Source organism: Paenarthrobacter sp. PAE-2 (assembly GCF_026013155.1).
Classification (GTDB): Bacteria; Actinomycetota; Actinomycetes; order Actinomycetales; family Micrococcaceae; genus Arthrobacter; species Arthrobacter ureafaciens.
Map to the genome: position 1 here is coordinate 126821 of NZ_JAPDNV010000003.1, position 11994 is coordinate 138814.

At 64.0% G+C, this 11994-nt stretch carries 15 protein-coding genes, 2 tRNA genes and 1 riboswitch; of the genes, 2 read left to right on the plus strand and 15 right to left on the minus strand.

Annotated elements, in window-relative coordinates; all coding sequences use genetic code 11:
- Positions 1-10 precede the first annotated feature (10 nt).
- The 14 genes from hisG to OCL88_RS02800 all read right to left on the minus strand — a co-directional run bounded on the left by hisG (position 11) and on the right by OCL88_RS02800 (position 11122).
- Positions 11-871: an ATP phosphoribosyltransferase gene (hisG, locus tag OCL88_RS02735; protein WP_264961538.1), complete on the minus strand. Its 861-nt coding sequence runs from the start codon at positions 869-871 to the stop codon at positions 11-13.
- A 96-nt stretch (positions 872-967) separates the two neighbouring features.
- On the minus strand, positions 968-1231 hold the full coding sequence (locus OCL88_RS02740; protein WP_018778638.1) for a phosphoribosyl-ATP diphosphatase: 264 nt from the start codon (positions 1229-1231) through the stop codon (positions 968-970).
- 129 nt (positions 1232-1360) lie between these two features.
- A complete protein-coding gene (ribH, locus tag OCL88_RS02745) occupies positions 1361-1846 on the minus strand; it encodes a 6,7-dimethyl-8-ribityllumazine synthase (RefSeq protein WP_062096219.1) in 486 nt (161 codons plus the stop codon).
- An 18-nt stretch (positions 1847-1864) separates the two neighbouring features.
- On the minus strand, positions 1865-2569 hold the full coding sequence (ribA, locus tag OCL88_RS02750; RefSeq protein ID WP_264961539.1) for a GTP cyclohydrolase II: 705 nt from the start codon (positions 2567-2569) through the stop codon (positions 1865-1867).
- A complete protein-coding gene (gene ribB, locus OCL88_RS02755) occupies positions 2566-3276 on the minus strand; it encodes a 3,4-dihydroxy-2-butanone-4-phosphate synthase (protein WP_264961540.1) in 711 nt (236 codons plus the stop codon). Before ribB ends, ribA begins: the two co-directional genes overlap by 4 nt.
- On the minus strand, positions 3273-3968 hold the full coding sequence (locus OCL88_RS02760) for a riboflavin synthase (protein ID WP_264961541.1): 696 nt from the start codon (positions 3966-3968) through the stop codon (positions 3273-3275). Before OCL88_RS02760 ends, ribB begins: the two co-directional genes overlap by 4 nt.
- The gene (gene ribD, locus OCL88_RS02765) at positions 3968-5086 is read right to left on the minus strand and encodes a bifunctional diaminohydroxyphosphoribosylaminopyrimidine deaminase/5-amino-6-(5-phosphoribosylamino)uracil reductase RibD (protein WP_264961542.1); all 1119 of its coding nucleotides are present in this window, start codon (positions 5084-5086) and stop codon (positions 3968-3970) included. Before ribD ends, OCL88_RS02760 begins: the two co-directional genes overlap by 1 nt.
- Positions 5083-5775 (minus strand): nicotinamide riboside transporter PnuC, encoded by a 693-nt coding sequence (gene pnuC / locus OCL88_RS02770; RefSeq protein WP_264961543.1) that lies wholly within the window; start codon positions 5773-5775, stop codon positions 5083-5085. Before pnuC ends, ribD begins: the two co-directional genes overlap by 4 nt.
- Before the next feature lie 87 nt (positions 5776-5862).
- A riboswitch (FMN riboswitch) is annotated at positions 5863-6016 on the minus strand.
- A 94-nt stretch (positions 6017-6110) separates the two neighbouring features.
- Positions 6111-6785, minus strand: coding sequence for a ribulose-phosphate 3-epimerase (rpe, locus tag OCL88_RS02775; protein WP_264961544.1), 675 nt, complete (start codon positions 6783-6785; stop codon positions 6111-6113).
- A 45-nt stretch (positions 6786-6830) separates the two neighbouring features.
- Complete coding sequence (locus OCL88_RS02780; RefSeq protein WP_264961545.1) at positions 6831-8399, minus strand: RsmB/NOP family class I SAM-dependent RNA methyltransferase; 1569 nt, start codon at positions 8397-8399, stop codon at positions 6831-6833.
- Positions 8396-9316, minus strand: coding sequence for a methionyl-tRNA formyltransferase (gene fmt / locus OCL88_RS02785; protein WP_264961546.1), 921 nt, complete (start codon positions 9314-9316; stop codon positions 8396-8398). Before fmt ends, OCL88_RS02780 begins: the two co-directional genes overlap by 4 nt.
- Positions 9313-9885: a peptide deformylase gene (gene def, locus OCL88_RS02790; protein ID WP_264961547.1), complete on the minus strand. Its 573-nt coding sequence runs from the start codon at positions 9883-9885 to the stop codon at positions 9313-9315. The genes fmt and def overlap by 4 nt, the downstream gene beginning before the upstream one ends.
- A gap of 90 nt (positions 9886-9975) precedes the next feature.
- On the minus strand, positions 9976-10860 hold the full coding sequence (locus OCL88_RS02795) for a cytochrome P450 (protein ID WP_021473074.1): 885 nt from the start codon (positions 10858-10860) through the stop codon (positions 9976-9978).
- 37 nt (positions 10861-10897) lie between these two features.
- On the minus strand, positions 10898-11122 hold the full coding sequence (locus tag OCL88_RS02800; protein WP_264961548.1) for a hypothetical protein: 225 nt from the start codon (positions 11120-11122) through the stop codon (positions 10898-10900).
- A 164-nt stretch (positions 11123-11286) separates the two neighbouring features.
- Here OCL88_RS02800 and OCL88_RS02805 point away from each other — a divergent pair, with 164 nt between their 5' ends.
- Entirely contained in the window at positions 11287-11514 is a 228-nt protein-coding gene (locus OCL88_RS02805; protein WP_264961549.1) for an antitoxin, read from the plus strand.
- A 62-nt stretch (positions 11515-11576) separates the two neighbouring features.
- Here the strand turns inward: OCL88_RS02805 and OCL88_RS02810 are convergent.
- Positions 11577-11651: transfer RNA gene (locus OCL88_RS02810), tRNA-Val, on the minus strand.
- Between the two features lie 269 nt (positions 11652-11920).
- Here OCL88_RS02810 and OCL88_RS02815 point away from each other — a divergent pair.
- A tRNA-Gly gene (locus OCL88_RS02815) sits at positions 11921-11993 on the plus strand.
- Position 11994 lies beyond the last annotated feature (1 nt).

Sequence of the window (11994 nt, forward strand, 5' to 3'; positions counted from 1 at the left end):
GGAGCGCGGGTCAGATACGGCAGGCGTGGATGCTGCTGACGAGGATCGCCCGGGCGCCCAGGTCGTAGAGCTCATCCATGATCCGGTTGGTTTCCTTCTTGGGAACCATGGACCGCACGGCAACCCATTCCGAGTCCCGCAGCGGAGACACAGTGGGCGATTCCAGGCCCGGGGTGAGGGCTGCAGCGTCTTCCACGAGGTCCTTGCGGATGTCGTAGTCCATGAGCACGTATTGCCGTGCCACCAGCACGCCCTGGAGACGGCGGATCAGGACGTCGATTTCCTTGGCAGTACCGTTGGCGGCACCGCTCTTGCCTGCGCGCCGGATGAGCACCGCTTCGGAGCGGAGGATCGGATCGCCGAAGATTTCCATCCCGGCAGCCTTGAGGGTGTTTCCGGTTTCGACGACGTCGGCAATGGCATCAGCGACGCCGAGGCGCACCGACGATTCCACGGCACCATCCAGGCGGACCACCTTCGCGTTGACCCCGCGCTCTGCGAGATAGTCGCGCAAGAGGCCGTCGTAGCTGGTGGCCAGGCGCTTGCCTTCGAGCTCTTCGACGGCGGAGAAGTCACCGACGGGCCCCGCGAAGCGGAAGGTGGACGCGGCGAAGCCAAGCGGGAGGAGCTCTTCGGCTTCAACCTGGGCATCGAGCAGGAGATCGCGGCCGGTGATTCCCACGTCCAGCGTTCCCTGTCCAACGTAGACCGCGATGTCCCGGGGGCGGAGGAAGAAAAACTCAATGTCGTTGTCGGGATCGACCATCACCAGTTCACGGTTGTCGCGGCGCTGGCGGTAGCCGGCCTCGGACAACATGGCTGAGGCGGCTTCGGAGAGGGATCCCTTGTTGGGGACTGCTACACGGAGCATTGGGAGACTTTCTGTTGTTGTTGGAGGTTTTCAGGCACATCGGCCACGCTGCGGGCCCGGTTGTTTCCACTGCAGGACACAGCCCGGGAGGCGTGGCTAAAGATGCTTGTAAACGTCCTCCAGGCTGAGGCCCTTGGCGAGCATGAGGACCTGCAGGTGGTACAGCAACTGGGAGATTTCCTCGGCAGCGGCTTCGTCGGATTCGTATTCCGCAGCCATCCACACTTCGGCGGCTTCTTCGACTACCTTCTTGCCGATGCCGTGGATTCCGGAGTCCAGTTCGGCTACCGTGCGCGAACCTGCCGGGCGGGTCGCTGCTTTCTCACTCAGTTCTGCGAACAGCGTCTCGAAATTCTTCACGCCCTACAGACTACTTCCTTCACGGCAACCACCGCTTGTTGGGGCCTTGGATGACGAAGGGGATGTGAGTGAACACACACCCACATCCCCTTGCCGGGCCTTATTCCGGGGGCGGCAGCTCGCCGCTCTTTACTGGAACTGCTTGAGCGTTACTGCCGTGGCCAAGGCGGCGGTAACAGCTTCATGGCCCTTGTCCTCGCTGGAGCCGGGAAGTCCCGCGCGGTCCAGGCCCTGCTGCTCGGTATCGCAGGTGAGGACGCCAAAGCCGACAGGCACGCCGGTGCGGACTGACACGTCGGTGAGTCCCGACGTCGCGGCCTGGCAGACGTAATCGAAGTGCGGGGTGCCGCCGCGGATGACGACGCCCAGGGCAACAACGGCGTCGAAGTGCGGAGCGAGGCGAGCTGCCGCGACCGGGAGTTCGAAGCTGCCGGGTACGCGCAGCAGGACGGGCTCGGCAATACCGGCTTCCTTGGCGGCGCGGAGGGCTCCGTCAACCAGGCCGTCCATGATCTGGGTGTGCCAGCTGGCCGCGACAATGGCAAGTTTCAGCTGTGACGTTTCCTCGGGGTTGAGGGTGGTGAGGTCAATGGTGGGGGCGCCGTGTCCGCTCATTGTGTGCAGTAAATCCGTTCAGTCGTTGATGCTGTCAAAGGGGTGGGCCAGCGGGGTCTTCCCGTTGCCTGCGTGCTCTGCTTGGAGCGTCAGTCGGTGGTCCATGCGGTCTTTCTTGGTCTGCAGGTAGCGCAGGTTCTGCTCGCGGGAGGGAACCTCGGTGGGCACCATCTCCACCACGGTGACGCCCGCCTGTGCCAAGCGGTTCTGCTTGTCCGGGTTGTTGCTCAACAAACGGACTTCCTGCAGGCCCATTTCCGCCAGGATCTGCGCGGCAGCGTTGTAAGAACGCGCATCGACCGGCAGGCCCAGCTGCTCGTTGGCCTCAACGGTGTCGAAGCCGGCTTCCTGCAACGCGTAGGCCTTGATTTTGTTGGCAAGGCCGATGCCCCGGCCTTCCTGCCCGCGCAGGTACAACAACGTGCCGCCCTCGGCGTTGATGAGTTCGAGAGCAAAAGCCAGCTGCTCTCCGCAGTCGCAGCGGTAGGACCCGAAGACGTCCCCGGTGAGGCACTCGGAGTGCAGCCGGACCAGCGGAGCCTTCCCGCTCTTTGACGGATTCGGCGAGCTGACAGCCAGGTGTTCAACTCCGGTCTCGTGGTCCGTCCAGGCCTGTGCCACAAAGTCTCCAAAAGCGGTGGGCAATTGGACGATCGGCCCTCCGCTCACGGGGTGGGGCGTGCGTTCGGTCTCGTCGCTGCTGCGCGTGATGGATGCCGTCATCGCTTCTCCTCGTCTGCCACTGAAAGGTGTGCCGTTGGAATCTCTTCCTGCTGGGACTCTACCGCCTCGACGTATGCCACCAGGTCCTCAATGGAAATGAGGGGACATCCGTGCCCGGCGGCAAACTCGCGCAGGCTGTCCAGGCGCATCATTTCACCGTCGTCGTGTACCAACTCCGCGATCACACCCACCGGGGCAAGCCCGGCGAGCCGGCACAAGTCCACAGCCGCTTCCGTGTGTCCGGGGCGTTCACGCACTCCTCCCTTAACTGCTCGGAGGGGGAAAATATGCCCGGGGCGCGTGATGTGGGCCGGGGTGCTCGCCGGATCCGCCAGGATCCGGGCTGTCAGTGCGCGGTCCGTCGCTGAAATCCCGGTGCTCACTCCGTGGGCAGCATCGCAGGAGATCGTGTAGGCGGTTCCCTTGGCGTCCTCATTGACGGCCACCATTTGCGGCAGTGCCAAGGCGTCCGCCCGCTCTCCTTCCAACGGCACGCAAATGACGCCGGACGAGTAGCGGATGGTCCATCCCATAAGGGCAGGGGTGGCGTGCTGGGCGGCGAAGATAATGTCGCCTTCGTTCTCGCGGTCTTCGTTATCAACCACGATCACTGCTTTGCCGGCTGCCATTGCGGCAATGGCCGCTTCGACGGGGTCCAGGCCCTGCCTGCGTACCCGGGCGGGATTGGTCTTGGTGGGGGCGCTCATCGCACAGCCTCCTGGGCTTCCGTGGTCTGTTCGGGGCTTACGGACCGGCTCTCATCATCGGCACGGTGGGCAGGCTTGCCCTGGGGTGCAAAGGAAAGCAACCGTTCGGTGTACTTGGCCAGGACATCGACTTCGAGGTTGACCTTGGCACCCACGGGCTTTGCACCCAGGCCGGTCTCTTCGAGGGTGGTGGGGATCAGGCCGACTTCGAACCATGGCTCCGGGTCGGCAGCGGGACTGACGGCGGTCACGGTCAACGACACGCCGTCAACGGCAATGGACCCCTTCTCGGCAATGTAGCGGGCCAACGTGGCAGGTACACCGAACCTCAGGCGGTCCCAGTTACCCAGTGCCTCACGCTCCAGCAATTCGCCGACGCCATCGACGTGTCCCTGGACCACGTGCCCGTCCAAGCGTCCGCCGGCAGGAACGCACCGTTCCAGGTTGACGCTGTCCCCGGCCGCCAACTGACCGATGGTGGTCCGGAGCAGAGTCTCCCCCATGACATCGACGCTGAACTCCTGCCCGGTGATCTGCGTAGCCGTCAGGCACACACCGTTGACGGCGATCGAACCGCCCAAGGCGAGGCCCTCCGTGGTGGTAGGGGCTTTAAGCCGCAACCTGGCGCTGGCTTCGCCGTCGTGGTCGATGCCAAGTACGGTGCCCTGTTCGGCAACGATTCCGGTAAACATCAGTGTCCTCCTGAGACGTACTCCGCGGCTTCGCTGCCGTGAAGGGAATTTTCTTGTGGGGTAGCCGGCCGGGTGGGCCGGAGATGAAGTCGAAGGTCATTGCCGAGGGTCCGCACGGAACCGCCGCCGGCCTCGTCCCAGATCCAGTGCTGGGCCTGGGACAGGGTTGTAATGCCGAGGTCGTTCAGGGCAGGGGTTCCGGAGCCCAGCAGGGTGGGAGCCAGGTAGACAATCAATTCATCCACCAGGCCCGCCGCCAGGAAGGTGCTGAGGATGCTCGAACCACCCTCCACCATGACGTGCCGGGCGCCCTCCTCGAACAGCATGGACAACGCTTCGTGCGGATCCCGGGTGGCCAGGTGGAGGAAGCGCCCGTCCGTCCCGCGCACTGCCGCGTCCTGGGGCACCTCCCGCCGGCCCATGACCGCGCGGAGCGGTTGACGCCCGGAAAGTGCACCCTCCGGATCCCTTGCAGTCAACCGGGGGTTGTCGATCAGGACCGTCCCGGTGCCCACGAGAATCGCATCAATAAGTCCGCGCAGGCTGTGGTTGTCCGCCAGCGACTCCGGACTGGAGATCCATTGGCTGGTGCCGTCCACTGCCGCGATGCGGCTGTCCAGCGTCTGGGCGATATGCAAGGTGACGAAGGGCCGCTTGGAGGCAACGGCGTCGAACCATTCCCGGTTCAGCTCCAGAGCGTCTGCTGCCGCGAGGCCCGACTCCACTGCGATGCCCGCGGAACGGAGCGTGTGGGCGCCTCCTGCTGCGGGATCATGGGGATCGTCGACGGCGTAAATCACCCTGGTGATACCGGCGGCGATGATCGCCTGGGCACAGGGACCGGTACGCCCCACGTGGTTGCAGGGCTCCAGCGTCACCACCATGGTGGTGCCGCGCAGCTCGATCCCTGCTTTCCGCGCACCGAGGATAGCGTCCGCCTCGGCATGTGCCGTTCCGGCGCCACGGTGATAGCCGACGGCGACCTGCTCACCGTCGGCGTTCAGGATGACGGCACCTACCAAGGGGTTGGCGCCACGGGGACCCTGCAAGGCCGCACGCAGAGCCGTGTCCATGGCCGCAGACTCAAGCACGCTGAAGGTGGTGGCAACCGCGTTCATCGGGCGGCCCCCACTGTGACGGGAACCGGACCGGCCACTGCAGCTGCGCGCTTGGATGCCCGCCGCCAGACGAAGAATCCGGCGAGCGTGAAGAATCCATAGAACAGGTACATGAAGGCACTGGCGTAATACCCGGCGGTGAACAGCAACGGGACGCCCACAACGTCCACGGCCACCCAGATCAGCCAGAATTCGGTCCATCCGCGGGCCATGCCATAAGTGGCCAGCAGTGACCCCATGAAAGTCCAGGCGTCCGCCCACACCGGCGGGTAGGAGCCGAGGGCGTCGAACAGCGGTGTCAGTGCTGCCGTTCCCGCCACCATGGCGCCGATCAAAGCGATGCGGACCTTGTTGCTGGCCCAGGACGGCACGATTGCGTGGCCTTCGCCTGCAAGGTGTCGTCCTTGCTGCCACCGGTACCAGCCGTAGATTGCGACGGCCATGAACATGATTTGGCGGCCCGCCTGGCCCCACAACGTTGCCGGCGCCGCCGCGCCAAAGACGTTCCCGAGGAACACTGTCAGCAACAGGACGTTGCCGAGGATGCCAACAGGCCATGCCCAGACTTTGCGGCGCATTCCGCCGAGGGCGCTGGCGAGCCCAAAGATGTTGCCAAGCACTTCGCGTAGAACAAGCGCAGACCCGCCAACGGGAATCTGTGCTTCGAAGAGCCATCGCAGAAAGTCCATGCCGTTCCTTCCCAGTAACCGCGATGGCTCCGGGGGTGTACGACAGCGCATGCCCGGCCATCCCTGAAGGACGCCGACGGCATACCTGTACGTGCTTCTCCCATCCAGACTTTAACTGTCGGTACCGGAATTCCACCGGTTCAACCGTCTGCTTCCGGCTCCACAAGAGTGGTAACCGTAAGCGCGCGGGTCGCGGACTATAACCGCCGGTTCGGACTTACACCGACCCCGGAGCACGTATATGTGTGGTGCTATTGTGCCACAACCTCGAAGATGGCCGGGCTATTCCCGACCATCTTCGTGACACATTGTTGCTGCTTGGGCTGCCTTGCCGCCTATACAGCGGGCTGCGTGGCCTTGGTACCGGCGAGCCGGAGCCGGTCGATCGCCGCCGCGGGATCCGCGTGGCCGTAAACAGCCGAGCCAGCCACGAAGACATTGGCCCCGGCTTCGGCGGCACGGACGATGGTTTCCTCGGTGATCCCGCCGTCCACCTGGATGGCGACACCGATTCCCGAACCCTCAACTGCCTCGCGTGCCCGACGGATCTTGGGCAGCGTGATGTCAAGGAATGCCTGTCCCCCGAAGCCGGGCTCGACCGTCATGATGAGCAACATGTCCACTTCGCTCAGCATGTCCAGATAAGGCTCCACGGGAGTTGCCGGCCGCAACGCCATACCGGCCTTGGCGCCGCGCGCCCGCAATTCGCGGGCAAGCTTGACCGGAGCCATCGCAGCTTCCGCGTGGAACGTCACTGAAGCGACGCCTGCGTCCGCGTAGGCCGGCGCCCAGCGGTCGGCGTCGGAGATCATCAGGTGTGCATCCAGCGGAACCGGGCTGACAGCCTGAATCCTCTGGACGACCGGCAGCCCGAGAGTGAGGTTGGGGACGAAGTGGTTGTCCATCACGTCCACGTGCACGGCATCGGCATTGCTGATGCGCTGCAGTTCGGCCTCAAGGTTGACGAAGTCCGCGGACAGGATGCTCGGGTTGATACAGCACTGAGTCAAGGAAAATCCTTCGGGTGGTTGGTGGGGCGAACAACTGCAGCAGAACTAGGCCTTCTTGCGGATCAACGCCAGGAACATGGCATCCGTTTGGTGGACATGCGGCCAGAGCTGGGCTGTCAGCTCATGACCGGCGCCGAGTTCCCTGCCCAGGCTGACCCGGTCCAAGGCATCTCCGGCATCCAGGAGTTCCAAGTCCGTCCGTTTGGCAAGGACATCGGAGACGACCGCGGTGGTTTCGGCCGGATGGGGTGAACAGGTGACGTAGCCGACTACTCCCCCGGGCTTGACGGCAGCAATGGCGGATGCAAGGAGTTCGCGCTGCAACGGACCCAGGTCTGCGATGTCTTTCGGTGACCGGCGCCAACGGGACTCCGGCCGGCGTCGCAACGCTCCGAGGCCGCTGCAGGGAACATCCACCAGCACGCGGTCGAAAGACTCCGGCTCTTCGCTGCCTACTTCCCTGCCGTCCCCCGTGCGGACGGACCAGGTTGCGGACGGCACGGCGGACAGCGCCTGCTGTACCAGCTTTGCCCGATGGGGTGCAGGTTCATTGGCCAGGAGGATGGCACCGTCGCGGTGGGCCAAAGCCGCAAGCAACGCGGCTTTCCCGCCGGGACCCGCACACAGATCAAGCCACCGTTCATTGCCGCCGGCAGAAGTTTGGACGTCAGCGCCCGCAACGGCACGCGCCACAAGCTGCGAACCGACGTCCTGGACACGCGTGGTGCCCTGACGCACGGATTCGAGCCTGCCGAGGTCACCGCCCGCGGACATCGCCGAGCCCTCAACGAGTTCCCCTGCCGTGGCGCCTTGTTCGAGGGCTTCGTCCAGGTCTCCGAGTCCCGGCAGTGCCACCAGATTTACCACCGGAGCGGCGTTGTCCGCTTCCAGCAGTGCCTCGATGTCCGAGGCAGGCCTGCCATGGTTCACCAAGGATTGCCGCAAAGCACGGACGATCCATTCCGGATGGGAGTGGCGCAAGGCGGCAATCCTGGTGGCATCCGTTTCCTGGTCCAGGAGAAGGTCCAGCCATTCCTCCATGGAGTGCGCCGCCACCTTACGCAGGACCGCGTTGATGAGCGCTGAGGGCCCTGCGCCGATGACTGCCCTCGCCAGGCCAACGGTCTGGTCCAAGGCAGCATGGGCGGGAACCCGCATGGACAGGAGCTGGTGCGCTCCGATCCGCAAGGCATCAAGGATGGCGGGGTCCAGCTGGTCAAGCGGCCTGTCCACACACCGCGCAAGAATGGCATCGTACGTTCCCTGCCCGCGAAGCGCTCCGTAGCTGAGCTCCGTGGCAAAGCCGGCATCCCGGCGGTCCAGTCGGTGTTCGCGGATGCGGGCGGGGAGGACGAGGTTTGCATAGGCGTCTTCGGAAGCAACTGCGCGCAGCACCTCGAAAGCCACCAGACGGGCGGGATCAGCACGCCGGGTCCGCTGCGAAGGGGCGTTGGTGGAGAAGCCCCGCTGCGGACCCCGGTTGCGTTCGCGGCCCTGGGCGTTGCGTTTGCTTCCTGAACGATCGCCCCGGGCGCCCCGGTTGTCCCGGTTGTCCCGGCCACTCCCGTCGCGGCCACCGCTGCTGTTGGGGCCTCGCCGGCCGGACTCACTCATTCGAAGACCACTTTCTCGGATGTTGCCAAGCCGCGGGCCCAATCGGCCGGCAGCATCATTTTTTTGCCTGCGGGTTGGACACGCCCCAGCTGTACGGCATGGGAGCCTGTCCCTACCAGCACGGCTTTACCTTCGGGACGGACATGACCCGGCGCAAGATCGTTCACATCCGGCCGTAAGGCCACGGGCTCGAGCTTGATCCGCTGGCCCTCCAGAATTGTCCAGGCTCCGGGCTCGGGGGTAACGCCCCGGGACCTGCGGTGGAGCGCCAGGGCCGGTTGCTGCCAATCCAACCGTCCGTCTTCCAGGGAGAGCTTGGGGGCCAGGGTCACCTCACCGGACTGCGGCTGCGGAGCCGCCTGGCCGGCGTCAATCGCGGAGAGGGTTTGGCACAAGAGAACCGCACCGCTGACCGAGAGCCGCTCCAGGAGGTCACCGGCGGTGTCCTCATCCCGGACCGATTCCGTCAGGGTTCCAAAGACAGGGCCGGTATCCAGGCCTTCCTCCAATTGGAAGGTCACCGCGCCTGTCACATCGTCGCCTGCGATCAACGCCCGTTGCACGGGAGCCGCCCCGCGCCATGCCGGAAGCAGGGAGAAATGCAGGTTGACCCAGCCGTGCGCGGGAACAGCGAGGGCGTCCCGGGGAACGATTCCTCCGTAGGCGACGATTGCGGCGACGTCGGGCGAAGTGTCAGCGATGTGCGCCGTGGTCTCAGCGTCTACTTTGGCCGCCTTGATCACCTGGATTCCCAGCTCTTCGGCGCGGGCAGCCACGGGAGATGGAGTGAGGACGCGCTTTCGTCCCAGCGGAGCGTCCGGCCGGGTCAGCACCGCGACGACGTCGAACCCTGCTTTCACCAGCGCGTCCAATGACGGAACGGCTACCACCGGAGTTCCGGCAAACAATACCCTCACTCGGGAATCCCGAAGCTGCCGCCGCCAAAGCTCGAGCCGACGGAGGAAGCACGCTTGGACGTGGTCTCTTCCGTGACGGCATGGTAATTGGCGTTGCGGATGGCGCGCAGGGCAGCCTTCCGGTCTTCGCCTTGGAGCCTGTCGGTGTAGAGGATGCCGTCCAAATGGTCGGTTTCGTGCTGGAAGCAACGGGCCAGCATGCCTTCGCCGTCTACGGACACCGGGTTGCCGTGAAGGTCCACACCGGTGACCCGGGTGGCACGGTGGCGCCGGACGGGAAAGCCCAGTCCGGGGATCGAAAGGCAGCCCTCCACCTCATCGGGCTGGAAATCCTCGCTGTTTTCCAGCACGGGATTGATGATGTGGCCGGCAACGCCACCGACACGGTAGGTGAAGACGCGCTTGCTCACGCCGACTTGGGGCGCGGCAAGGCCTGCACCCTCCACGTCCTCCATGGTCTCCATCATGTCCGCGACGAGTTTGGCGAGCTCCGGACCAAAATCGGTTACAGGATCCGCTACGGTTCGCAGCACCGGATCACCGATGATTCGGATACTCAAAATTGCCATCTGTTGCCAGTCCTCACTTTTGTCTGTCTTTGGTCCGCGTTGCGGACCCAAAGCCAGTTTAGTTGAGACGGCCAAGGAGGCGTCGGGCGTTCAGCCCAGCGCTCCGGCCCCAACGCTTACCCTGGCAGGAGCCGCCAGCGGAGGCGGGGCAATCGGCAGGAGGGCCTGACCGGCCGCGGAAACGTCGGCGGACATCTCCCACACGCGGCGGAGGGCGCAGAACTTCCACCAATGGTGCTTGAGGACGTCCGGATTGGCGCGCTGCGGGCGAACTTCCGTCTCACCGATGGCTACGGCCAGGAGCATGGGGTTCTCACCGAACTTCCAGGGCTCCCACTGCCCGGCCACGGGATCCACCAGGCTTTCCTCGGCTTTCATTCCCGCCACCAGTTGCATGACCACCTTGTCATCCAGGGCTTTCACCGTGCCGTCACGGGTTGTTCCTTTGGTCTTGTAGTCGATCAGGCAGATCCGTCCATTAATACGGGCCACCAAGTCCAAGGTGCCGGCATAACCTACCGATTGGTTCCAGACGGTGATCTCAGGCGCGATCGGTTCCACGCGGTACAGCTCCCACCACTCGTCGAAGCGCGCCGCAAAAGCCTGCTCCCCATGCGAAGCGAGTTCGTCCCGGCATTCCTGCATGCGGTGCGGACGGCCCAGCGCGCGGAGCGCCACTTGCTCGCAGTAGGTATGGACCCGGTCTCCGCGGGCCGCTGCTTCATCGCGGTATGTTTCAGCGGCTTTGGCGGCCTTGTTGACTGCCTGGCGGATCCTTGCCGGGCTGCCGATCATTGCCGGAAGTTCCGGATCCGCGGCAAGGCTGCTTGCTCCCATGTAGCTGAACCAACCATCCAGGGCGTGCGCCTGCTGTGCAATCACTGTTGTGATGGAAGGAACAGCGAATTGCTCAGTAGTGGAGCGGGCGTACATGCGTCCGTAGTCAGTAGCGTGGGCAAGCAGTGGTGCGGTCATATAAAGACTCTGACACAGACCACCGACAGAATTCCCCTTAGCCCTGCGGTTCGAGGCTTCCGGGCAGATCGCATCCGGAATCTGTAGCGTCGCCGGAAGTCCCCTTGGCTGGCGAACCCAGCAGCGTGGTGAGGTGCCGGGGATCCAGTCCGGCAAGCTTCGCGGCCAGGATTGGCGCTTTTCCGGCAAGTTCCTCTACACGCAGGACCAGCGAAACATCAGTAGTGGTGACGCCGGCTCCGAGGCAATGGTGATTGTGCACACTTCCCCTGTGCCGTCCCGACCATGATCGTGACGAAAGACCATGATCGTGACGAAACCTATCCGAAGAATGGCCCCGCCGCGACACAAACGCGTTCCCTGCCAGACAGATCCACTGGAGCGAACCCGCTCTGTGATGACAACGACTCATGGAAGAGGAAACCCATGGAACTCTTTAACGATCTGCAGAAGAAGGCGCGAGACCTCATAGCCGGCAACGAAGAAGCCATCAAGGAAGGCATCGAAAAGGTGGGCGACTTCGTCGACGAACAAACCGACGGCAAGTTCGCTGAACAAGTGGATCTGGTCCAAGGCGCAGCCTCGGACTACGTAGCGGAGATCGACGAAGACACAGACGCCGCTTCTGCCGGCGACGTCGATCGGCAGCAGTAGCCGATCCGCAACGCAGCAGCGAACCAAAAGCAAAAGCCCCCGAGTAACTCGGGGGCTTTTCCTGGTGGGCGATACTGGGTTCGAACCAGTGACCTCTTCGGTGTGAACGAAGCGCGCTACCACTGCGCCAATCGCCCCGAACCTTGCCGCGCTTCCGCAACTGCGGGCCGGTGCATATAGAAGATTAGCCCACCATCGCAGGAATGCAAAACGAACCAGGAGCCGAAACTACACAGCTGAAATTACAGCCGTGAAAGACGCGAAATCCCGCGTCAGATCAGGCATCCGGGCAGCCTCCGAATGGAAAGCGGCTGCGCGATTTGGAGATTGCTGGAACCTCCTATAGAGTTTTTACTCGTCGGAAAGCGACGGAATGCCTGCAAGGCAGCCCACGCTAACCAACAATGCGGACGTAGCTCAGCTGGTAGAGCACCACCTTGCCAAGGTGGATGTCGCGAGTTCGAATCTCGTCGTCCGCTC